Here is a 21,307-nt window from a genome sequence, read left to right as displayed (position 1 = left end):
CCACAGATCGGCCATCGGAGGGGTCCGTCGGCGGGTCGGACGGCGACGCTGAGGGCATGCCAGACACCGACGTGCTCGACCGACTCGAGCGAACCGCAGTCCGAACCGACGCCGACGTGGTGGACCTCGTCGTCGCCCTCCTCGACGCGCCCGTCCGGCGACAGTGCTGGGTGCTGTTCCTGGGCGAACGGGGCCTCCCCGTGCACCTGGTGATGCCGGTCGCCGACCTGCCCTACGAACCCGACGACCGGGTGCCGGACTTCGGCGCACTCGTCGAGGACGTGGTCGCGCAGGTCGGCGCCGCACAGGTGGTCCTCGCGTGGGAACGACCGGGAGCGAGCGGGCTGTTCCCCGTCGACTGGGCATGGGTCGACGCGATGGCCTGCACCCTCGACGAGCACGGCGTCCGGCTGCGCGGGCAGGTCGTCGTGCACGAGGACGGAGCGTCGATGATCGAGCTCGACGACGACGAACCCGTCGACTCGGCCGCCTGACCTAGCCCTGGGGTGCGACGTCCGGCACGGTCTCGCCGGTCAGACCCTCGACCACGCGCTTCGCGGTCGGCCAGTACTTGGCGTAGTGGTCGGGGTCGGCGTTCACCTGCACCGCGTGCGCCATCTGCGTCGGCGTCATGGTCTTCCACCCGGGCACCTTGACGAGCTTCGCGTAGAACATCGACGCCGCCGTGTACGGGTCCATCCGCTGCTCGTACGTGCCCCACGCGCCGTTGTCGCGCTGCTGGAACAGTCCGCGGCTGTCCGGCCCGGCGGCGTCGCCGTGGTCGATGTTCACGAGCCCGGACTCGCCGATCGCGGTCATCACGCCGACGGCCTGCGTGTGCGGTCCGATGCCGAGGGCGCGGGCGGCGCGGATGACCTCGGCCGCGTTCACCAGACGGTCCTGGCAGAACCCGCCGATCGGACCGGCCGGCACCACGACGCCGCCGACGGTCTTCGCCGGTGCTGCCGGGCAGGTGAGCGCCCGGGGCGTCGCCGAGGACGACGCCATCCCGGTCAGCGAGTTCACCGCGACGACGATCAGGACGATGACCCCGATGACGGCGGCGACGACTCCGACGCCGAAGACCGACGCGAGTGCGATGCCGGCACGGCGCATGGGGTCGTTCCTCCGTCGGGGTGGGCGGGACGAGCGGCCGGGGAGCCGCTCACCACAGAGAGGCTAAGCGCTCCCGCTGGACGTGGGGCGTGCCGACATGCCCCCGGTTCGCGGCACTACCGTGGTCGGCGGAGGGAACGATGGACACAGCGATGCAGGACCGGGCGCTCGGCGCCGTGCTGGCGAGTGCGTGCGGGGACGCGCTCGGAGCCCCCTACGAGTTCGGCCCGCCGCTGGCCGCGGACCAGCCCGTCGAGATGCGCGGTGGTGGACCGTTCGGCTGGGAGCCGGGGGAGTGGACCGACGACACGAGCATGGCGATCCCCGTCCTCGAGGCGGTCGCCAACGGCGCGCGTTGGAACGAGGCGAGGACCCACGGACGCCTCCTCGCGGCCTGGTCGGACTGGGCGCAGGACGCTCCCGACGTCGGCGCCCAGACCCGTGCCGTCCTCGGCCGGATGACCGCGAACACCGAGAAGGCCGCGAAGGCCGCCGCCCGCGCCGTGCACGAGCAACGCGGTCGGTCGGCGGGGAACGGTTCACTCATGCGGACGACGCCGCTCGTGCTCGGGTTCCTCGGCGACGGGGCCAAGCGCCCCCTCGCCGTCGCCGCCCGTCGGGTGAGCGACCTGACGCACCACGAGGAGGACGCCGGTGACGCCTGCGTGCTCTGGACGGTGGCGATCCGGCACGCGGTCCGTCGTGGCCGGCTCGACGTCCGTCGCGGTGTGCCGCTGCTGCCGCGGGAGCGCCGGACCCTGTGGCTCGACCGGATCGCCGAGGCCGAGGCCTCCACGCCCGCGGACCACACTGAGCGCAACGGGTGGGTCGTCGCGTCGCTGCAGGCCGCGGTGGCGGCGATCACCTCCGGTGACGGCGTGGTCGACACCCTCGAACGTGCCGTCCGCGGTGGCGGGGACACCGACACCGTCGCGGCGATCACCGGCGGACTGGCCGGGGCGCTCGCCGGGGCGTCGGCGCTGCCCGAGCAGTGGACGGTCCTCGTGCACGGGTGGCCGGGCAAGCGCCTCGACTGGGTCCGGACCCTCGCCGTCCGGGCGATCGACCGGACCCCCGGGCCGCTCGGCCTCCCCGCCCGCCGGAGCTGACCCCGGTACCGCGCGCGTCCCCGCTCGACGGGCCACCCAGGCCGTCGGGCGGGGACGTGCCTCGCCGCTCGGTCAGTGGTGGTCGTCGCGCGGGTCGCGCTGCACCGCGGTCGGCTCGGTCACGAGCCCCGTCGGCGCCTTGTCCGCGACCTTCCGCCCGTGGGCGAACCACGTCACGAGCCAGAGCACGACGCCGAGCGCGAGCAGTGCGCCGGCGATCTGGTACTGCTCCGCAGCACGACCGGACGAGAACGGCAGCACGAGCCACAGGCAGGCCACGACACCGATCACCGGGAGGACGACCCCCGCCCGGAAGTGCTTGTGTCCGACCCGGTCCCGCCGCAGCACGAGCACCGAGGTGTTCACGACCGCGAAGACGGCGAGCAGCAGCAGCGAGGTCGTCCCGCCCAGGATCACGACGATCGGCGACTCCGGGTCGAGCGAGACCCATCCGATGAGCAGCAGCGAGATGACGGTCGTGAAGACGATCGCGGTCGACGGGGTCCGGCGGGTGGGGGAGACCCGACCGAGGAAGCGCGGGAGCACGCCCTGCTTGCTCATGCCGTAGAGCAGCCGGGACGCCATCATCATGTTGATGAGTGCGGTGTTCGCGACGGCGAACATCGAGATGAACGGCAGGATCGACCCGATCGGGAAGTCCGGGGCCGCGGTCTGCACGACGGTAACCAGCGGCGTCTCGTTGCCGGCCAGCTCGCCGATCGGCACGACGGCCACGGCGCAGATCGACACGAGGACGTAGATGACGGCCGTGATGCCGAGCCCGGTCAGCATCACGCGGGGGAAGATCCGCGACGGGTCCTTCGTCTCCTCGGCCATGTTCACCGAGTCCTCGAACCCGACCATCGCGAAGAACGCCAGCGAGGTCGCCGTCGAGACGCTGAGCAGCAGGCTCTTGTCCTCCGGCGTCTCGAACATCACGACCCGCGAGAAGTCCGCGTTGCCGCCGGCGATGGCGTAGAAGCCCACGAGGATGACGAGCACGAGGCCCGAGAGCTCGACGAGCGTGAGCACGACGTTCGTCTTCACGGACTCGCTGACACCGCGGAAGTTCACCGCCATGACGGCGAGCATGAAGGCCATCGCGATGAGCATCACCACGACGTTCGGCAGCTCGAGCCCGAACCCGACGCCGAGGTTCGCCGCGAAGGCCCGGGACGCCGTCGACGCCGACGTGATCCCGGAGCACATCACGATGAAGGTGACGATGAACGTCACGAAGTGGATGCCGAACGCCTTGTGCACGTACAGCGCGGCACCCGCGGTCTGCGGGTACTTCGTGACGAGTTCCAGGTACGAGAACACCGTGAGCAACGCCACCGAGAAGGCGATGAGGAACGGGAGCCACGCGGCCCCGCCGACCTCTGCGGCCACCTGCCCGGTGAGCGCGTACACGCCGGTGCCGAGGATGTCGCCGACGATGAACAGCAGGAGGAGTTTCGGACCGATGACGCGGCGGAGCTCGGTCTGATGCCCCGCGTCGTGTTCGGCCTTCGTGGTGGTCGCCATGCCCCACCCTGTTCCTGCTGACCGCTTCCTGTCCAGTCCCACAGGCGAATCGGCGCGTCGGGCACGTGCAGCCGCCCCTCGGTACGCTCCCTGCATGGACGAGGAGTCGACGACCACCGAGGAACCCATCGAGTTCGCGGACTTCAACGCGAAGCTGCTCGTGCTCGACGTGCTCTGCTACGACCTGGACGTCATCGAGCCCTTCGACGGGGACGACGACGAGGAGACGGTGGTGGACGAGGACGACGTTCCGGGACAGGACGACCGGGCGCGTGCGTACTACGACGACCTCGACCTGCTGCCGTCGCAGCTCGACCTGGTGACCGAGCTGACGGTCGACTCGGACCTCGAGGTCCTGCAGGACGTGCACCCCGGGTGGGACGGCTCCGACGACCGTTACGACCCGCAGAACTGGGACGACGTCATCGACCTGCCGGCCCTGCGCATCGTGTACGCCGCCGCTCCGCTGCCGGCGCACGTGTCCGAGGCGCTCGCCGCCAAGGGTGTGGACGTGCGCTCGGCGTAGTCCCTCAGCGGAGCTCGGCGAGCTGCGCGGTGAACTCTGCCGAGCCGCCCTGGGCGGGGTGCCGCACCGCGATCGCGTCGATGCCCGCGGCGGCCAGCGCACCCTGGGCCTTCCGCCCGACGGCCACGAAGCGCCGCGCTCCGACGGCCTCGGCCAAGGCCAGTGCGATCGGAGCACCGTCCCGCACCTCGGCCGGACGCGGTGTGCGGTTCGTCAGCCGGTCCGGTGCGACGAACGGGTGGTGCGGGAACACCGCCCAGAGCACCGGCAGGGGGCCGTGCCACCCGCGGAGGGCTGCGTGCACCACGCGGGATGACGCCTCCCACGGTGCGGTCGGGTCCTCGGGCACCGCGAACGGGACATCGGCGAAGAGCCCGTCCGGGTCCTGCAGTTCGCGCATGCTCGTGAAGGGCACACCGGTGTTCGTCATGCCACGCCAGCCGGGTGCCTCGGCGACCAGGATCGTGTCGGCCGCCGGGCCGAACCGCCGGAGGTAGCGGTCGAGGTTCGCCCGACGCAGCGCCCCCGCCCCGCCTGCACCGGCACGAGCGCCGACGCGGTCACCCTCGCCCACGGCGGCCCCGGTGCCGCCGTCGAACAACCGCTCGGCGTCCGCCGCTGCGGGCACCGCGTCGAGCGCCGTCCAGAACGCGGTCAGGTCGATCGCTGCAGGCTCGGGCGTCACGTCGTCCTCAGCGCCCGAGCACCCGCAGGTACACGCGCTCCAGGCCGACCGCCGATCGGTCCCAGCTCAGCCGCTCGGCGTGCTCACGACCCGCGGAGGACAGTGCGGCGGCGTACTCCGGCTCGGTCAGCACCCGCTGGATCTCCGCGGCCCACACTGCCGGGTCGCGGGACTCGAGCACGACCCCGGTCTCGCCGTCGAGCACCGCTTCGCGCAGCCCCCCGGCAGCGGCCGCCACGACCGGGACACCGGACGCCGAACCCTCCAGCGCCACGAGCCCGTACGTCTCCGAGTGGGACGGGACGAGCACGGCCGCTGCCCCGCGGAACAGGAAGGCGAGGTCGGCGCGCGACTGCGGCCCGATGAAGGTGACCCGGTCGGCGATGCCCCGAGACTCGGCGAGCCGACGCAGTTCGGCCACGTGGTCGCCGGCCTCGCTCGACGCGTCCCCGGCGATGACGAGGGTGGGACGGGCCTCCCGGTCGATGCCGGCGATGGCCTCGATCGCCAGGTCCAGGCCCTTGAGTGGTTGCACGCGTGCAGCGGCGACCACGTACGGCGCGGTGGCCCGGCGGGCACCGACGCCGGCCGGACGGAAGACCGAACCGTCCACGCCCGGCGGGACGATCCACACGCGCGACGCATCACCGCCGAGCCGTGTGCGGACGGTCTCGGCCTCGGCCTCGCTCACGACGACGACGGCGTCGGAGTCCCGGGCCAGGCGCTGCTCGCCGCCCATCCGGCCGGCGGACTCGGGGCGTTCGCCCTCGGACAGCGGCGTCTCCGCGTCGGCGGCGATCGAGTGGAAGGACTGGACGTGCGGGACGCCGCGGTCACGGGCGACGGGGAGCGCTGCGGCACCGGAGAACCAGTGGTGCGAGTGGAGTACGTCGAACGGTCCGAGTGCGGCGAGCCCGTGTCGGAACGGTTCGATGAAGGCGTCGTGTTCGCCCTTCGGCACGGGCTGGGCGGGCCCAGCGGACAGGAACCGGAGGCACACGCCGGGGACGAGCGCGACCGAGTCCGGCTGCGTCGGCGACGAGCGTCGCGTGATGATGTCCACCTGGTGGCCGCGGTCGGCCAGGGCCTCGGCCTGGTGCCGGACGACGACGTTCATGCCGCCGACCTCACCGGAACCGGGTTCGTCGCCGGGGGAGGTGTGCAGCGAGACGAGCCCGATGCGCAGCGGTTCGGTCGTCGTGCTCACGGGGCCAGCCTAGCGAGCGGGACGCTGCGCCTCCCGCGCCGGTGCGACGAGGGCCGGCAGCCGTCCGGCGGTGTCGCGCGGGTCGGACGGGGAGCCGTCATCGCCTCCGAGCACCTGCACCCGTCGGTCGCCGTGCCGCTCCCAGAACGCCGCCGTCCAGGCGCAGAGGACGCCGTCCAGCAAGTCCTCCCGGTGCTTGTGCGTCGGTCCGTGCAGCACCGAAGGCTCCGCCAGCGCCCGGGTGCGGGGATCGCCGTCGAGGTCGAGCGGCGGGTCGAGCGGCCTCGTGCGGACGCGCCGGACCAGTTCGTCGAACGCCTCGGCGCGGCGCTGACGGGCGACCGCCGGCGGCACAGACGGGTCGAGCCGCTTGTACCGGGGGCGTTCGTCGTCGTAGCCGAACTCCTCGACGCCGACGAGGGTCGTGTACGGGTAGCACTCGAAGACCGCCGGGCCGCTGCGGTCGTGCATGCTCGCGGTGTCGCTGACGTAGGTGATGCCCAGCGCGGTGAGCCGGTCGAGCAGGCGGGCGCCCGCGCTCGCGGCCGAGGCGAGGCTCGTCGGGTTCGCGGCGACCCTCCATCGGCCGTAGCGCTGGCCGACCTGCCGTTCCACCTGGCGCATGCCCGTCGGGTTCGTGACGACGAGGGAGGCGTCCACGGCGACGAGCGTGCGGGGGCCGAGCCGCTCGGCGATCCAGGCGGTGACCGCGTCGACCCCGCGGGCCCAGCCGGCGTCGACCACCCGTCCCGCGTCGTCGACGGCGGCGAGGCCGGTCTCGTTCGGCGCCCGACGCTCGGTCCCGAGGCCCCACGCCAAGTCGACCCCGAGGTACGCGTTCACGGTGCCATCCTGCCCGTGCGGACGCGCGGCACGCACTCCGCGGGTGCGGGGGAGTAGGTTCCGCAGCATGGCGACACCGGCGACGACGTTGACCGTACCCGGACCCGAGGGCGACCGGGAGGTCCGGATCTCCAGCCCGGCACGCGTGCTGTGGCCGGACCTCGGCATCACGAAACTCGACCTGGCGCAGTACCTCGTCGACGTGGGGGAGCCCTTCGTCCGGGCGAACGGCGACCGACCGATCTCGCTGCAGCGCTTCCCCGACGGTGTCGACGGCGAGCAGTTCTTCTCGAAGAACCCGCCGAAGGGTGCGCCCGACTACGTCCGCGCGGTGACGGTCACCTACCCGAGCGCCCGGAGCCACCCGCAGCTGGTGGTCGACGAGCCGGCCGTCGCGGTCTGGGCGGCGCAGATGAACACCGTCGTCTTCCATCCGTGGGCATCCCGTGCCGAGGACAGCGACCACCCGGACCAGCTCCGGATCGACCTGGACCCGCAACCGGGCACGGACTTCTCCGACGCGGTGCCCGCGGCCCACGAGCTGCGGAAGGTCCTGGCCGACGTCGGGCTCGAGGCGTGGGTGAAGACGAGCGGCAACCGCGGCCTGCACGTCTTCGCGCCGATCGAGCCGGCGTACGAGTTCCTCGACGTCCGGCACGCCGTGATCGCGGCAGCCCGGGAACTCGAGCGGCGGATGCCCGAGCAGGTGACGACCGCGTGGTGGAAGGAGGAGCGCGGGCAACGCGTCTTCGTCGACTTCAACCAGGCGAACCGCGACCGGACGATGGCCGGCGCCTACAGCCCCCGTGCGCTCCCGCACGCTGCCGTGTCGACCCCGCTCGCGTGGGAGGAGCTCGACACCGCGGACCCGACCGTCTTCACGATCCGCACCGTCCCCGGTCGGCTCGCTGCCACCGGCGATCCGTGGGAGACGATGTCCGCCGCGCCGCGGAGCATCGATCCACTCCTGGAGTGGTGGGCTCGCGACCTGGAGCGTGGTGAGGGGGAGCTGCCGTTCCCGCCGGACTTCCCGAAGATGCCCGGCGAGCCGCCGCGCGTCCAGCCGTCCCGGGCGAAGAAGGGCTGACGGGACCGCTGAGGCGCCCCCTGGGACGGCGCCCCCTGGAACGGCGCCCGCTCGGACGGGGCCTCAGACGAGCGAGGAGGCGTCCTCGGAGCGGAGCCCGTCGTCCTCGACGCGCGAGGTCTGCAGCGGCAGACCGACCGTGGCGGTGTGCAGGCGGGTGAGGCGCGACCACGTGCGGCGGTTGCCCTGCGTCACGCCGTCCAGGACGATCATGCGCCGAGTCCGATCGTGACGAAGGCGAGCGCGGCGGCGGTCACACCGGCGATGCCGCTGATGATCGCGCTGGTCTGGAGCGCACGCAGATGACGTGCTTCGCGGACCTCGCTGAAGGGGCTGCGCTGCGCCCGGCGAATGAGGATCTCGTTGCTCATGTCCACTCCGATCCGTGGTGTCGAGACGGTGTCCGACCACCGTTTCCCTGGTGCCTCAGATGTTTCCACAGTTTCACTAGTTCGGCTAACTACTGATCACACTGGAGCGCGGATTGGACATCCGGTCTGTCAGACCAGGGTCGAATCAGGACAGGACGTCGCTGAGGTCGTACGCCGTCGGGACCTCGAGCTGGTCGAACCCGCACGAGCGCGCCTCGCGGTCCGGACGCCACCGCGCGAACTGCACGGTGTGCCGGAACCGGTCACCCTCCATCTGGTCGTACCGGACCTCCAGGACGCGCTCCGGTGCCAGCCGGACGAACGACGTGTCGCGACCGGACGAGAACCGTGAGCGCTCCCCGTCACCGGTGACGGGCCTCCCGTCCGCGTCTCGCTCGACGAGCGGTTCCAACTCGTCGACGAGTTCCCGGCGCCGCTTGTCCGTGAAGGCGGAGACCCCACCGACCATCCGCAGCTCGCCCTCGTCGTCGTACAGCCCGAGCAGCAGCGACCCGACACCGGTCCCGCTCTTGTGGACCCGGTACCCGACGGCGACGACGTCCGCCTCGCGGTGGTGCTTCACCTTGAGCATCGTGCGCTTGTTCGGCTCGTACGGCTTCGACCGCGGCTTCGCCACGACCCCGTCGAGACCGGCACCCTCGAACGTCGTGAGCCACTCGCGGGCGACCTCGACGTCGAGCGTGGTGCGGGTGACGAAGAGCGGGGCTGCGAGGTCGGCCCCGAGTTCCTCGAGCGCGGCACGGCGCTCGTCGAACGGCCGGCCGGTCAGGTCCTCGCCGTCGAGGTGCAGCAGGTCGAAGGCGACGAACTGCGCCGGCGTCTCGACCGAGAGCTTCGCGATCCGCGAGGCCGCGGGGTGGATCCGCTGCGACAGGGCTTCCCAGTCGAGCCGCTCGTTGCCCGGCACCCCGGAGCGGACGACGACCTCACCATCGAGGACGACGGGGTGCTCCCGGCCGCCGAACCGGGCACGGAACGCCTCGACGAGCTCCGGGAAGTACCGGGTCAGCGGCTTGGCGCCGCGGCTGCCGATCTCGACGTCGTCGCCGTCGATCGTCACGATGCCCCGGAAGCCGTCCCACTTCGGCTCGTACCGCAGGCCGCCCGCGACGCTGTCGGGGTCCGGCACGGTGGCGACGGCCTTGGCGAGCATGGGCGCGATGGTCTCCATGCGGCCTGTCTACCCGCCCGCTGCGGGACCGGCCTGGAGGCCCGTCACGGCCCGGTCCGCCGGCACCGCCTGGTTAGGGTGGTCGCGTGTCGATCCCGCCGCCCGTCAGCACCGCGCAGGCCGAGGCGCTCGCCGCCGGTGCCCTCCCGCCCGTCGAGGAGGTCCGGCCCGGCATCTGGACCATCGCCGTCCCCTTCCGAGGCGGTGTGCCCGACGCCACGCTCGCGTACGTCATCGAGGGGAGCGACGGGGCGCTCGCGGTCATCGATCCCGGGTGGTCCGACGGCGGCTCCCTCGACGTGCTGTCCGACGGGTTCCGGACCATCGGCCGCCGGCTCGAGGACGTCACCCTCGTCGCCGTCACCCACCTGCACGCCGACCACCTCGGTGCTGCGGCCGCACTGCGGCGACGCTCCGGTGCCCCGGTCGCGATGCACGCCGCAGAGGTGCGCGCGCTCGCGCACGAGCGGGCCGACGCCGAGCAGAACGACCGCGACGTGCGGACCTGGGGCGTGCCCGCCGCGCTGCTCGACGGGGTCGTGGCCGCGTGGGGGACCGGCCGCCGGATCGGGCAGGGGGCGGCGGAGGTGCCGTTCGCCGACCTGCTGCTCGCAGACGGGGACGTGTTGCCGATCCCGGGGCGGACGATCAGCACACTGTGGACGCCGGGACACACGGGCGGTCACGTCTGCTTCGTCGACGAGCCGGACGGGCTCCTGTTCACCGGGGACCACGTCCTGCCGCGGATCAACCCCGGCGTCGGACTCGGCGGCCGGACCGGGACGAACCCGCTGCGTGACGTGCTCGACTCGCTGGCCAAGCTCGACGGCCACGGGCACCTCGAGGTCTGCCCCGGGCACGAGTACCGGTTCCGCGACGTCGTGTCCCGAGCCCGCGTGCTCATTGACCACCGGGACGAGCGGACCCGGCACGTCGCGGACGCGCTCGATGCACTCGACCGGCCGACGCTCTTCGAGGTCGCGTCCCGCGTGCCGTTCAGCGGCGGGATCGGGTCGATGTCGGGCTTCCTGCTCGCGAGTGCCCTCAGCCAGACTGCGTTCCACGCCGACCTGCTCGGTCGCGCCGAGGAGATCCGCGGCGCCTGACGACCGGCGCGCCGGCTAGCGGGCGGGAACGGAACGGCCCCGCCGATCCGTGGAGGGATCGACGGGGCCGCGGGAGGAGCCTCCCGTCCGGGTCAGCGACGGGCGCGACGGCGGACGGTACGCAGGCCCACCAGTGCCGCACCGGCGGCGAGCATGGCGAGCGCCCAGGGCAGGGCGTCGGTGCTGTCGGTGCCGGTGTAGGCGAGTCGGCCGTGCGCGGCGGTGCGGACCGGGACGGTGCCGATCGGCGCGGCTGCCGGCTGGGTCAGCACCGGGGGAGCCGACACCGGGGGCGTGGCGACCGGGGGCGTGGTGCCCGGGGTGGTCGCGGTCGGGGTGACCACGACCGGGAACGACGTGGCGAACGCGTCGCCGGTGGCCGTCAGGGTGTGCGTCGAGGCCTCGGGGAAGGTCACGTCGACCGCGTTGTAGCCGCCGAACACCTCGTCGATGGTGATCACGTCGGAGGCGACGTCGGAGGTGACGGTGAGCGCGGACGGCGTGCCCTCGTCATCGGTGACCTCGTTGCCGAACCGGTCGACGATCCCGCCGTCGACCAGCAGCGTGCCGTCCTGCTCGACGGTGGGGCGACCGCCGGGCGTGAAGACGACGTCGAAGTCCGCGCCGTCGGAACCGGTGCTCCACTTCAAGTCGACGGTGTCGATGTCGCCGTCCTCGTCGACGATCCAGCTGCGGATGGTGCCGGAGTCCTCTTCCCGCGCAGCGGCCGCTCGGAGCTGGAACCCGACCGACGTCCCGTTGTCGAACAGCGCTTCGTAGTCAGCGCGGTCCGTGGCGATGACCTGCACGCCCGCGGGTGCTGCGGCGTCGACCGACAACTCGACGTACTGGGTCGTCGTGGCCGTCCCACTGGTCGCGGTCACGGCGAAGTCGTAGTAGCTCGCCCACTCGGTCGTGCCGGACAGGACGCCGGTGGTCGCGTCGAACGTGATGCCGTCGGGCAGCTGGCCCTCGGGGGTGTCCTCCGGGTACTCGGGGTCGGCCTCGTAGCCGTCGTAGTACCAGGCGAGCGAGTACGTCGGTGCGGGGCTGCCGGTCGCACGGAACGTGTACGAGAACGCCTCACCGGCGGTTGCCTCGAGGGGCAGGCTGTCCTCGTCGGCGGCGGTGCCGCCCTCGACGGGCTCGCCGTTCTCGTCCACGAACACCGGGTCCTGGGTGACGACGGCGGAGTCCGCCGTCGCGGTCTCGTCCGTGTGTCCCTCGAGATTGTTCCGAACAGTGACGGTGACGATTTTGCCCGCGTCGTCGGCGACGACGTCGTACAACTGGCCCTGGTCGCCGGTGGCCACACCGCCGACCGACCAGCTGTAGGAGAGCTCGGATGGGTCCGTGAAGCCCTTGGGCTTCGCGCGGAGCGTCTGGCCGACCTTCGCGGTGCCGGAGATCGTCACCGTGGCGGATGCCGCCGCCGTGGGCGCGGCCTCGGCCGGGCCGGTGTCGCTCGGCTTCGCGGTGCTCGGGCTGGTCGGTGTCGGCATCGCGCTGCCGGTGGCCGGAGCGGTCGGCGTGACGGCGCCGGTCCCGGCGGCGGCACCACCCGTGGTCGCGCCGGTGCCACCGGGGGCGCTCGTCGCGCCGTCGGTCGGGAGGCTCGGCTCGGCCGGCGTGGTCGCCTCGCCCGGCGCGGTCGTCGCGTCGGTGCCCGGCGTGGCGTTGGTGCCCGGAGCGGCGGGAGTGGTGACCGACGTGTCGGTCGTCGGTGCCTCGTCGGCGTAGGCGGTCGTCGCGGTCATGACGCCGAGACCGGTCGTGAGGCCGATGAGTGCTGTGGCAGTACCGACGGCGCACGCGCGTCGGACGAAGGAGGTGCTGCGATGCACGGGTTGTTCCCCCATATTTCGAGTCCGGACGGGTGCCGGAACACAAGAGTTGGCCGAGAGTCCTCGGGTGATCGGAGCGTATTGGGACGGAGAGGTGTATAGGGCAGCGCAACAGCAGAAGTGCCCCGAGCTGGGGGTGCGCGTGCCGGATCGTGCGGTTTCCCGCACCGGTTCCTCTGCGTTCGTACAGATCAGGGCGGGCCGCTGCAGGTGCGCCCTCGTCTCCGGAAGTCAGGCGCGACGACGGCGCAGACGGGCCGTCAGGACCACGGCCCGGGCGGCGAGCAGCGCGCATGCCCACGCGATCGGGCCCGACTCGTCGGCTCCGATGGTCTCAGGAACGGGAGGTCGCCGCAGCCCGTTCCAGGGCGTCCCGGAGTGCTGCCACGGCGGGGGACAGTGAACTCGCCGTCCGCTGCGCCGTGAAGATCGTCCGCTCGGCGTCCCCGGGCAGGTCGAGCAGCCGGCAGGTGGTCGACCGGCCGGCCCAGACCAGGTCCGGCATGAGCGCGACCGCGTTGCCGGACTCGATCAACCGGATCTGCGCCTGCAGGTCGGCGGTCTCGTACCGGACGTCGGGTTCGAAGCCCGAGCGCCGGCAGAGCTGCTCCGCGAAGTGCCGCGACGCCGTTCCTCGTGGCTCCATCACCCACGGCAGGTCGGCCGCGCCGGTGAGGGAGTCGACCGGCCACAGCGACGTGTCCACCGGCGGCAGCGCGAGCCGGACGGCGTCCGTCGTCAGCTCACGTCGGTCCAGGCCCGGGAAGCGCGGGGCCGCGTGCGCCGGGTACTGCTCGGCGATCACCATGTCGAAGTCCCGCGCCCACGTCTCGTTGAGTGCGGTCTCCGGCTCGCGCTGGACCATCTCGACGCGGACGCCCGGGTGTTCGGTGACCATGATGCGCAGCGCGTTCGGCATGAGGGCGAGCGCAGCAGACTGGAAGACTGCGACCCGGACGCGTCCCTGCACGCTGGTCAGCGTCGCCTCGACGGCGGACTGCGCCCGTTCGAGCGTGTCGAGCACGTCGCCCGCCGCGGCCACGAACACCTCGGCCTGCGGCGTGAGCTGGAGTCGCCGTCCGGCCCTCCGGAGGAGCTGCACACCGGCCTCGCGCTCGAGGACCGCCAGCTGTTGCGAGACCGCCGACGGGGTGAAGTTCATCGCCTCGGCGACGGCGGCCACGGTGCCCCGGATCGACAGCTCCCGCAGGAGCACGAGGCGCCGGACGTCGAGCATGGGAAAACAGTAGTGCAGCTGAACGGAATGCATCAGGAAGAGTTGCTTCCGCTACCGGAAGCGCGAGCCCCACACTGAACCCATGACCGACGTCCAGCCGCGCGACGACGCAGCGACCACGACCGACGATGTGACCACCACCGACTCCGCCGGACTCGCCGACGAGTCCGTCGCGCTCGTCCGACAGTGGCTCGCCGAGGCAGAGACGTACCCGGTCGACGGGTCCGCGAAGCAGCTCGCCGGTGTCCTCGCCGACCCGAAGGGCCTGGCCTTCGCCGTCGGGTTCGTCGACGGCGTCGTCCGCCCCGAGGACCTCGGCGTCGCCGCGCGCAAGCTCCGCGCGATCGCGCCGGACGCACCCGGGTTCCTGCCGGCCGCACTCCGCGGCCTTGTGCGCCTCGGTGGCGGGATGGCACCGGGCCTCCCGGGGGTCGTCGTCCCCGTCGCCCGACGGGTCCTCCGGAACATGGTCGGGCACCTCATCGTCGACGCCACCGACGCGAAGCTCGGTCCGGCGATCGCGAAGATCAAGCAGGACGGCATCCGCCTCAACGTGAACCTGCTCGGCGAGGCCGTGCTCGGTGAGCGCGAGGCCGCGCGCCGCCTCGCCGGCACGCACGCGCTGCTGAGCCGCGGCGACGTCGACTACGTGTCGATCAAGGTCTCCTCGACCGTGCACCCGCACTCGCCGTGGGCGTTCGACCAGGCCGTCGAGGACATCGTCGGGCAGCTCCGGCCGCTGTTCGAGCGAGCGGCGGCGTCGACGCCGAAGAAGTTCATCAACCTCGACATGGAGGAGTACAAGGACCTCGACCTGACGATCGCGGTCTTCACGAAGCTCCTCGACGAGCCGCAGTTCACCGACCTCGAAGCGGGGATCGTGCTGCAGGCGTACCTGCCCGACGCGCTCGCCGCGATGGAGCACCTGCAGGAGTGGTCCGCCGCCCGCCGTGCCCGTGGAGGCGCCGACATCAAGGTGCGTCTGGTCAAGGGCGCGAACCTGCCGATGGAGCAGGTCGAGGCCTCGGTGCACGGCTGGCCGCTCGCGACCTGGCACACCAAGCAGGACTCGGACACGAACTACAAGCGCGTGCTCGACTGGGCACTGACGCCCGAGCGCATCGCGAACGTGCGGGTCGGCGTCGCCGGGCACAACCTGTTCGACGTGGCACACGCCTGGCTCCTCGCCGGGGAGCGCGGTGTCCGGGACGGCATCGAGTTCGAGATGCTCCTCGGCATGGCGCAGGGCCAGGCCGCCGCGGTGAAGAAGACCGTCGGCTCGCTGCTCCTCTACACGCCGGTCGTGCACCCGGGCGAGTTCGACGTCGCCATCGCCTACCTCATCCGTCGTCTCGAGGAGGGTGCGTCGCAGGACAACTTCATGTCCGCGGTGTTCTCCCTCGCCTCGTCGCCGACGCTCTTCGCCCGCGAGGAAGCTCGCTTCCGCGACTCCCTCGCCCCGCTCGCACTGCCCGGCGGAATGGACGCCCCGGCGTCGCACCGCGTCGCCGACCGGTACGCCGCCGTCGAGCGCCCGGTGCCCGGTCACTTCGAGAACACCCCGGACAGCGACCCGTCCGTCGGCTCGGTCCGCGAGTGGGGCGCCGCCATCACCGGGCGGATCGCCACCTCGACGCTCGGCGTCTCCGCCGTCCGGGAGGCCCGGATCACCTCCGGCACGACCCTCGAGTCCGCCCTGCGGCGCGTCCGTGCCGCTGGCACGACCTGGGGCTCCTGGTCCGGGGCAGCCCGCGGTGCGGTCCTGCACGCCGTCGGCGACGCCCTCGAGGCGAACCGTGCCGCCCTCATCGAGGTCATGGCGTCGGAGACCGGCAAGACGATCGACCAGGCCGACCCCGAGGTGTCCGAGGCCATCGACTTCGCGCACTTCTACGCCGAACTGGCCGCGTCGCTCGACACCGTCGACGGTGCGTCGTTCACCCCGGCTGCGCTGACGCTCGTCACGCCGCCGTGGAACTTCCCCGTGGCGATCCCCGCCGGGTCGACCCTGGCCGCCCTCGCCGCCGGGTCCGCGGTCGTGCTGAAGCCCGCGCCGCCGGCCGCACGCAGTGGCGCCGTCCTGGCGTCGGTCATCGAGACCGCGCTCGACGCGCACGGTGCGCCGGCCGACGTCCTGGCGTTCCTCGAGGTCGAGGAGTCCGAGCTCGGGAAGGACCTCATCACGTCGCCGCTCGTCGACCGCGTGATCCTGACCGGCGCGTACGAGACGGCCGAGCTGTTCCGGTCCTTCCGGCCGGACCTGCCGCTGCTCGCCGAGACCTCCGGCAAGAACGCGGTCATCGTGACCCCGTCGGCGGACCTCGACCTCGCGGTGAAGGACGTCGTCGCCTCGGCCTTCGGGCATGCGGGGCAGAAGTGCTCGGCCGCGTCGCTGGTCGTCATGGTCGGCTCGGTCGCGAAGTCCAAGCGCTTCCGCAACCAGCTCCTCGACGCGGTGTCCTCGCTGACCGTCGGCTACCCGACCGACCCGACGACCCAGATGGGACCGATCATCGAACCGGCATCGGGCAAGCTGCTCGACGGCCTGACGACGCTCGGTGCGGGGGAGTCCTGGGCGATCGCACCGAAGCAGCTCGACGAGACCGGGAAGCTCTGGAGCCCCGGTGTCCGGCAGGGCGTCCGGCGCGGCTCGGAGTACCACCGCACGGAGTACTTCGGCCCGATCCTCGGCGTGATGGTCGCGGAGACCCTGGACGAGGCGATCGACATCGTCAACGAGGTCGACTACGGCCTGACCTCCGGTCTGCACTCGCTCGACCCGGGTGAGATTGGGACGTGGCTCCGTCGCATCCAGGCGGGCAACCTCTACGTGAACCGCAGCATCACCGGCGCAATCGTCCGCCGCCAGCCCTTCGGCGGGTGGAAGAAGTCCGCAGTCGGCGCGGGCACCAAGGCCGGCGGCGTGAACTACCTGGTCGGCCTCGGCTCGTGGGAGCCCGCCGTCGCCCGCGCTGGCTCGACGCCGTCGTCGGACGTGTCCGCCTTCGTCCGGGCGACCGGTGTGGCGTCCGAGTCGGTCGACCGTGCGATCGCGTCCGACGAGCTCGCGTGGACCTCGGAGTTCGGGACCGCGGCCGACGTGTCCGCACTCTCCGCCGAGCGCAACGTCTTCCGGTACCTGCCGTACCCGGGCGTGCACGTCCGCCTGGGCGCCGAGGGCACGACCGAGGACCTCGTGCGGGTCGTCGCCGCGGCGCTCCGTGCGGGCACCTCCGTCCAGGTCTCCACGGCCGTCGCGCTCCCGGAAGCGGTGGCCACCGCGCTCCGAGGCCTCTCGCTCGTCGAGTCCGTGCGGCAGACCGAGTCGGACGAGACGTTCGCCGCCCGGATCGCTGCCGGCCCGTCCACGCGCGTCCGACTCATCGCCGGGGACGCTGCCGCGCTCGCCGTCGGGACGGACGGGCGGCCGGACGTCGCCGTCTACGCGGAGCCCGTGACCGAGGCCGGGCGCATCGAGATGCTGCCGTTCCTCCGGGAGCAGGCGGTGTCCATCACGGCGCACCGCTTCGGGACGCCGAACCACCTGTCGGACGACCTCATCTGACGGCTGCTCGCCAGTACGACCCCTCCGGACGGACACGGCCCCTCGCTTCCACGCGGTGCCGTGTCCGTCCTGCAGTGTGGGATGATGCCCGGCCAGCCGGTGAGCGCTGTCCGGATCGGCCTTCGGCGACCCCTCGGTACAACAGGTTCATGTGTGAATCGGTGCAGTGCCTGGTGTGTGGGAAGGCGACATGGACCGGGTGCGGTGAGCACGTCCGTGAGGTCTTCCGCGGCGTCCGTCGTCGTGACCGGTGCGCGGGCCACGGTGTGCCGCGCTCCTTCCCCGACGACGACGGGTTCCGCTGAGCCGCTGACCCGCTGCTGTACCGGCCCGTCGCCCCGACCTGTCCGCTCGCCGCATGGTCGGTGCTCGCGGTCAGGTGTCCGGCGTTGCCTCGGATCCACGTCGTACAGCGACGACGACCCGGCCACCCTGCCGGTGACACCCGAGGAGCCCCACATGACCGACCCGATCGCTCGACCCATCGCACTGGCGCACGTCCGCGTGACCGTGACCGACATCGCCCGCAGCAAGGCGTTCTACCAGCAGCTGTTCGGCGTCGAGCCCGCGATGGACTTCAGCGAGCACGCCGGTGAGCCCGGGATCACCGAGGACCGTGAGCGGCTCTACGGCGGCTGCATCTTCCCCGTCGGGGACCAGCTCTTCGGCCTCCGCCCCGTCGCTCCGAGCGGCCAGCGGTTCGACCCGGACACGGTCGGTCTCGACCACGTGAGCTTCATGGTCGGATCGGTCGACGAGCTGCACGAGGCGGCCGCGCGGCTCGACACCGCCGGTGTCGAGCACGGCGAGGTGACCGACCTCGGAGACGCCGGCATGGTGATCCTGTCCGTGCAGGACCCGGACGACATCAACCTGGAACTGGCGGCCGTCCGCAGCTGACCACCCGCGGCGGTCACCGCACAGGGCGCAGGATGTACTCGAACGTCGTGCGTGCCCGCTCGGGGTCCGGGGTCTCGCCGGAGATCAGGTCCGCGTAGGTGAACGACTCCGACACGCGGACGAGCAGTCGACCGAGTTCCTCGGGGGAGAGCGGCGCCGGGTCGAAGGCCCCCGACTCCTGCTCGGCGGCGACCAGGGTCGAGACCACGGCGACGAAGCGCCGCTGCACGTCGCTGTCGGTCGTCGTCAGGAGTCGCAGTGCCCGGGCCGGCTCGCGGGTCAGGAACGCGCGGAAGTACGGCGCACGGATCAGGTCCGCGGTGAAGTGGTCGAGGACGTCGACGATGCGTGCCGCTCCCGACGGTGCCGCCGCACGGCCCGCGGCGTCAAGCGTCGGGACGGCGAGCGACCAGAGGATCTCGGACAGCAGCTGGTCGCGGTTGCCGACCCAGCGGAACAGCGAGGTCCGGTCGACGCCGAGCGAGGACGCGAGCGCCTGCATGTCAACACGTGCCCCGTCGATGAAGGCGTGACGTGCAGACCGGAACGCGCGCTGGGCGTCGGGGTGGGCCTCCAGGCGGGTGGCGAGCGCGCTCGGGACGAGCGCCGACCCGAGGGCGCCGAGTGGCTGCTTGCTCACGGTTCCCCCGAAGTCGTCGACGTCGTCTTGCAACGTTTCCGAGAATGATGCATCGTTGGGTCCATGTCAACGACGGTCGCGGGAACGCCCCTGCTCGAATCCGACTTCTACCGGTTCCAGGAGCAGCTGACCGACCAGGAACGCGACTCCCTCGGCGAGCTCCGCGAGTACCTCGAGCGCGACGTCGCGCCGATCGCGGACGAGTACTGGGCCCGCGCCGAGTTCCCGACGCAGGTCATCGCGCCGCTCGCCGAGCTCGGCATGTACGGCCCCGGCGTGCCGCTCGTCCGGCAGTTCGAGAACTCTGCGGTGTACCGCGGCTGGGCGGCCCTCGAACTCGGTCGGGTCGACGCCGGCGTCGCGACCTTCATCGGCGTGCAGTCCGGTCTCGCGATGAACTCGATCGCGGTCGCGGGCAGCGACGAGCAGCAGCGTGAGTGGTTGCCGCGCATGGCCTCCGGGGAGGTCGTCGGGGCGTTCGGACTGACCGAACCGCTCTCCGGCAGCGACTCCGCCCGCGGCCTCCGCACCACCGCCCGGCGCGAGGGGGACACCTGGGTGCTCAACGGCTCGAAGCGCTGGATCGGCAACGCCACCTTCGCGGACGTCGTCGTCATCTGGGCGAAGGACGAGGCGGACAACCAGGTCAAGGGCTTCCTGGTCACCTCCGACACCCCGGGGTTCACCGCGACGAAGATCGAGGACAAGATCGCACTCCGGTCGGTGCAGAACGCCGACATCACCCTCGAGGACGTCCGCGTCCCGGAGGCCCGTCGCCTGCAGCGCGCCGACTCGTTCCGGTCCACCGCTGCGGTGCTCCGCCTGACCCGCACCGAGGTCGCCTGGCAGGCCGTCGGCATCTCGGTCGGCGCCTACGAGGCCGCCCTGCGCTACGCCCGGGAGCGCGAGCAGTTCGGCAAGCCGATCGCGTCGCACCAGCTCATCCAGGACCTGCTCGTGAAGTCCCTCATGAACATCACCGCGTCGATCGCCCTGTGCACCCAGGCGTCCGCGCTGCAGGACCAGGGCCTCGGCGGCGACGAGCACTCGGCGATGGCGAAGGCGTTCGCCACGGCGAAGATGCGCGAGACCGTCGGCTGGTGCCGCGAGGTCCAGGGCGGCAACGGCATCGTCCTCGACAAGGGCGTCGCCCGGTTCTTCGCCGACGCCGAGGCCATCTACTCGTACGAGGGCACCCGCGAGGTCAACACGCTGATCGTCGGCCGCGCCGTCACCGGACAGGCCGCGTTCGTCTGACCGGCCGGCCCGGGCGGCAGCGGAGGAGCGCCGTCGCCCGGTCGTCGGCCCGGCGCCGGTCGCTTGTCGCCCGGTCGTCAACTCAGGCCCAGAACGCACCGATGCGCTCCGCCACCTGTTCGGCCTGCGCGCGTCCGGCCTCCGCCGACGGCCGCTGCGTCGACAGCGCCAGTGAGTTCGTCCCGAAGGCCCGCTGCGACGCCTCGTCCGCGACGAGGACCTCGACCCGCGAACCGGCGTCTCGCAACGAGGTGACCGCACGGTCGAGCCACGGCCCGAGCGGTGACGGCCCCTCGGGGCTGCAGGCGATCACGAGCACCCGCTCGTACCCGGCCGCGACGTCCGCGTTGGTCGCCGAGCGCATGCCGCCGTCGATGTACGGATGCCCGTCGATCCGCACCGGAGACCAGACCAGCGGGACGGAGCAGCTCGCGGCCACGGCACGTTCGAGCGGCACGCCGTCCTCGGCGCGGAGCACCCGGAAGGTCCCGTCGACGGCGTCCACCGCGGTCACCGCGTAGGGCCGGTCCGGCCACGCGGTCGTGGGCAGCGTGTCGCGGAAGGTCGCGACGCGTTCGTCGTCGCTCTGTCCGGGGGTGATCTGCTGCGCGGCGGCTCCGAGACGCGCACGGGCGTCCTGCTCCGAGGTGGCTCCCTGCAGTGCCGCCGCGAAGCGCTGCTCGAACTCGGCGGCATCGACGCGCGCGGGCTCTTCGTAGGTGGTCGGGAGTGGGCTCAGCTGCTGCTCGTAGGCACCGCGCACGCCGCCGCTGCGGAGGAAGGTCCCGACGACGCTGCCGGCGCTCGTGCCGACCACGAGGTCCGCCGCACCGAGGTCGACCCCGGCGTCCTCGAGGGCCGACAGGACGCCGAGCTCCCAGGCGATGCCGGCGACGCCACCACCTCCGAGGACGACTGCTCTGGTTCCGGGCGTGGGGGTGGGGAGGGGCGCTGCGGCGTCGGTCATGCCTCCTGCTTACCAACCCCGCCGATGAACGCGTACTGCGTCGGTCCTGCCGGACCCGGCCACCCGCCGGACGGGAGGCCCGGATCGCCGCCGCCCCGCGCCTCCCGGCCTGTCTCTTATACACATCT

General features: G+C 72.3%; 20 protein-coding genes. 8 read left to right on the top strand and 12 right to left on the bottom strand.

The window, feature by feature from the left end:
• Positions 1 to 56 precede the first annotated feature (56 nt).
• Positions 57 to 494, top strand: a complete 438-nt coding sequence (locus tag DEI84_RS14880) for a hypothetical protein (RefSeq protein ID WP_110891448.1) — start codon at positions 57 to 59, stop codon at positions 492 to 494.
• Position 495: 1 nt separating this feature from the next.
• Here DEI84_RS14880 and DEI84_RS14875 read toward each other — a convergent pair whose 3' ends face one another.
• Positions 496 to 1,116 (bottom strand): hypothetical protein, encoded by a 621-nt coding sequence (locus tag DEI84_RS14875; RefSeq protein WP_110826084.1) that lies wholly within the window; start codon positions 1,114 to 1,116, stop codon positions 496 to 498.
• A 140-nt stretch (positions 1,117 to 1,256) separates the two neighbouring features.
• Between DEI84_RS14875 and DEI84_RS14870 the strand changes: the two genes are divergently transcribed.
• The gene (locus DEI84_RS14870; RefSeq protein WP_110891447.1) at positions 1,257 to 2,225 is read left to right on the top strand and encodes an ADP-ribosylglycohydrolase family protein; all 969 of its coding nucleotides are present in this window, start codon (positions 1,257 to 1,259) and stop codon (positions 2,223 to 2,225) included.
• Positions 2,226 to 2,297: 72 nt separating this feature from the next.
• Here DEI84_RS14870 and DEI84_RS14865 read toward each other — a convergent pair whose 3' ends face one another.
• Entirely contained in the window at positions 2,298 to 3,752 is a 1,455-nt protein-coding gene (locus DEI84_RS14865) for an APC family permease (RefSeq protein WP_110891446.1), read from the bottom strand.
• A 94-nt stretch (positions 3,753 to 3,846) separates the two neighbouring features.
• Between DEI84_RS14865 and DEI84_RS14860 the strand changes: the two genes are divergently transcribed.
• The gene (locus tag DEI84_RS14860) at positions 3,847 to 4,278 is read left to right on the top strand and encodes a DUF6892 domain-containing protein (protein ID WP_110891445.1); all 432 of its coding nucleotides are present in this window, start codon (positions 3,847 to 3,849) and stop codon (positions 4,276 to 4,278) included.
• 4 nt (positions 4,279 to 4,282) lie between these two features.
• Here the strand turns inward: DEI84_RS14860 and DEI84_RS14855 are convergent, their stop codons facing one another.
• Genes DEI84_RS14855 through DEI84_RS14845 form a run of 3 tightly spaced genes read right to left on the bottom strand, consistent with a single transcriptional unit; the run spans position 4,283 to position 7,013 of the window.
• Positions 4,283 to 4,963, bottom strand: a complete 681-nt coding sequence (locus tag DEI84_RS14855; protein WP_181420491.1) for a uracil-DNA glycosylase — start codon at positions 4,961 to 4,963, stop codon at positions 4,283 to 4,285.
• A gap of 7 nt (positions 4,964 to 4,970) precedes the next feature.
• Positions 4,971 to 6,170: a glycosyltransferase gene (locus tag DEI84_RS14850; RefSeq protein WP_110891444.1), complete on the bottom strand. Its 1,200-nt coding sequence runs from the start codon at positions 6,168 to 6,170 to the stop codon at positions 4,971 to 4,973.
• 9 nt (positions 6,171 to 6,179) lie between these two features.
• Entirely contained in the window at positions 6,180 to 7,013 is an 834-nt protein-coding gene (locus DEI84_RS14845) for a DUF429 domain-containing protein (protein WP_181420490.1), read from the bottom strand.
• Between the two features lie 67 nt (positions 7,014 to 7,080).
• Between DEI84_RS14845 and ligD the strand changes: the two genes are divergently transcribed.
• Positions 7,081 to 8,100, top strand: coding sequence for a non-homologous end-joining DNA ligase (gene ligD / locus DEI84_RS14840; protein ID WP_110826079.1), 1,020 nt, complete (start codon positions 7,081 to 7,083; stop codon positions 8,098 to 8,100).
• A gap of 63 nt (positions 8,101 to 8,163) precedes the next feature.
• Here ligD and DEI84_RS15810 read toward each other — a convergent pair whose 3' ends face one another.
• From DEI84_RS15810 to DEI84_RS14835, 3 genes are all read right to left on the bottom strand, one after another.
• The gene (locus tag DEI84_RS15810; protein WP_181419600.1) at positions 8,164 to 8,313 is read right to left on the bottom strand and encodes a hypothetical protein; all 150 of its coding nucleotides are present in this window, start codon (positions 8,311 to 8,313) and stop codon (positions 8,164 to 8,166) included.
• A complete protein-coding gene (locus tag DEI84_RS15805) occupies positions 8,310 to 8,471 on the bottom strand; it encodes a hypothetical protein (protein WP_181419599.1) in 162 nt (53 codons plus the stop codon). The genes DEI84_RS15810 and DEI84_RS15805 overlap by 4 nt, the downstream gene beginning before the upstream one ends.
• A gap of 145 nt (positions 8,472 to 8,616) precedes the next feature.
• On the bottom strand, positions 8,617 to 9,663 hold the full coding sequence (locus DEI84_RS14835; protein WP_110891443.1) for an ATP-dependent DNA ligase: 1,047 nt from the start codon (positions 9,661 to 9,663) through the stop codon (positions 8,617 to 8,619).
• 86 nt (positions 9,664 to 9,749) lie between these two features.
• On the opposite strand from DEI84_RS14835, the gene DEI84_RS14830 reads away from it, so the two are divergent.
• On the top strand, positions 9,750 to 10,769 hold the full coding sequence (locus DEI84_RS14830; RefSeq protein WP_110891442.1) for an MBL fold metallo-hydrolase: 1,020 nt from the start codon (positions 9,750 to 9,752) through the stop codon (positions 10,767 to 10,769).
• A gap of 92 nt (positions 10,770 to 10,861) precedes the next feature.
• Here DEI84_RS14830 and DEI84_RS14825 read toward each other — a convergent pair whose 3' ends face one another.
• Both DEI84_RS14825 and DEI84_RS14820 read right to left on the bottom strand, forming a co-directional pair.
• Entirely contained in the window at positions 10,862 to 12,613 is a 1,752-nt protein-coding gene (locus DEI84_RS14825) for a putative Ig domain-containing protein (RefSeq protein WP_110891441.1), read from the bottom strand.
• 334 nt (positions 12,614 to 12,947) lie between these two features.
• Complete coding sequence (locus DEI84_RS14820; RefSeq protein WP_110891440.1) at positions 12,948 to 13,850, bottom strand: LysR substrate-binding domain-containing protein; 903 nt, start codon at positions 13,848 to 13,850, stop codon at positions 12,948 to 12,950.
• 82 nt (positions 13,851 to 13,932) lie between these two features.
• On the opposite strand from DEI84_RS14820, the gene DEI84_RS14815 reads away from it, so the two are divergent.
• The gene (locus DEI84_RS14815; protein WP_110891439.1) at positions 13,933 to 17,415 is read left to right on the top strand and encodes a proline dehydrogenase family protein; all 3,483 of its coding nucleotides are present in this window, start codon (positions 13,933 to 13,935) and stop codon (positions 17,413 to 17,415) included.
• Positions 17,416 to 17,874: 459 nt separating this feature from the next.
• Positions 17,875 to 18,315 (top strand): VOC family protein, encoded by a 441-nt coding sequence (locus tag DEI84_RS14810; protein WP_110891438.1) that lies wholly within the window; start codon positions 17,875 to 17,877, stop codon positions 18,313 to 18,315.
• A gap of 13 nt (positions 18,316 to 18,328) precedes the next feature.
• Here the strand turns inward: DEI84_RS14810 and DEI84_RS14805 are convergent, their stop codons facing one another.
• Positions 18,329 to 18,955, bottom strand: coding sequence for a QsdR family transcriptional regulator (locus tag DEI84_RS14805; RefSeq protein WP_181420489.1), 627 nt, complete (start codon positions 18,953 to 18,955; stop codon positions 18,329 to 18,331).
• 63 nt (positions 18,956 to 19,018) lie between these two features.
• Here DEI84_RS14805 and DEI84_RS14800 point away from each other — a divergent pair, with 63 nt between their 5' ends.
• Positions 19,019 to 20,212, top strand: coding sequence for an acyl-CoA dehydrogenase family protein (locus tag DEI84_RS14800; protein WP_110891437.1), 1,194 nt, complete (start codon positions 19,019 to 19,021; stop codon positions 20,210 to 20,212).
• Between the two features lie 82 nt (positions 20,213 to 20,294).
• Here the strand turns inward: DEI84_RS14800 and DEI84_RS14795 are convergent, their stop codons facing one another.
• A complete protein-coding gene (locus DEI84_RS14795; protein WP_110891436.1) occupies positions 20,295 to 21,179 on the bottom strand; it encodes a patatin-like phospholipase family protein in 885 nt (294 codons plus the stop codon).
• Positions 21,180 to 21,307: the final 128 nt, after the last annotated feature.

Source organism: Curtobacterium sp. MCBD17_023 (assembly GCF_003224415.1).
Taxonomy (GTDB): Bacteria; Actinomycetota; Actinomycetes; order Actinomycetales; family Microbacteriaceae; genus Curtobacterium.
Note: the sequence above shows the minus strand (reverse complement) of the source record. Positions and strands in the feature narration are given on the sequence as shown.

Coding starts and splice junctions, on each gene's coding strand:
- DEI84_RS14880 (WP_110891448.1), top strand. CDS start 57: ATGCCAGACACCGACGTGCTCGACCGACTCGAGCGAACCGCAGTCCGA.
- DEI84_RS14875 (WP_110826084.1), bottom strand. CDS start 1,116: ATGCGCCGTGCCGGCATCGCACTCGCGTCGGTCTTCGGCGTCGGAGTC.
- DEI84_RS14870 (WP_110891447.1), top strand. CDS start 1,257: ATGGACACAGCGATGCAGGACCGGGCGCTCGGCGCCGTGCTGGCGAGT.
- DEI84_RS14865 (WP_110891446.1), bottom strand. CDS start 3,752: ATGGCGACCACCACGAAGGCCGAACACGACGCGGGGCATCAGACCGAG.
- DEI84_RS14860 (WP_110891445.1), top strand. CDS start 3,847: ATGGACGAGGAGTCGACGACCACCGAGGAACCCATCGAGTTCGCGGAC.
- ligD (WP_110826079.1), top strand. CDS start 7,081: ATGGCGACACCGGCGACGACGTTGACCGTACCCGGACCCGAGGGCGAC.
- DEI84_RS15810 (WP_181419600.1), bottom strand. CDS start 8,313: ATGATCGTCCTGGACGGCGTGACGCAGGGCAACCGCCGCACGTGGTCG.
- DEI84_RS15805 (WP_181419599.1), bottom strand. CDS start 8,471: ATGAGCAACGAGATCCTCATTCGCCGGGCGCAGCGCAGCCCCTTCAGC.
- DEI84_RS14835 (WP_110891443.1), bottom strand. CDS start 9,663: ATGGAGACCATCGCGCCCATGCTCGCCAAGGCCGTCGCCACCGTGCCG.
- DEI84_RS14820 (WP_110891440.1), bottom strand. CDS start 13,850: ATGCTCGACGTCCGGCGCCTCGTGCTCCTGCGGGAGCTGTCGATCCGG.
- DEI84_RS14815 (WP_110891439.1), top strand. CDS start 13,933: ATGACCGACGTCCAGCCGCGCGACGACGCAGCGACCACGACCGACGAT.
- DEI84_RS14810 (WP_110891438.1), top strand. CDS start 17,875: ATGACCGACCCGATCGCTCGACCCATCGCACTGGCGCACGTCCGCGTG.
- DEI84_RS14800 (WP_110891437.1), top strand. CDS start 19,019: ATGTCAACGACGGTCGCGGGAACGCCCCTGCTCGAATCCGACTTCTAC.
- DEI84_RS14795 (WP_110891436.1), bottom strand. CDS start 21,179: ATGACCGACGCCGCAGCGCCCCTCCCCACCCCCACGCCCGGAACCAGA.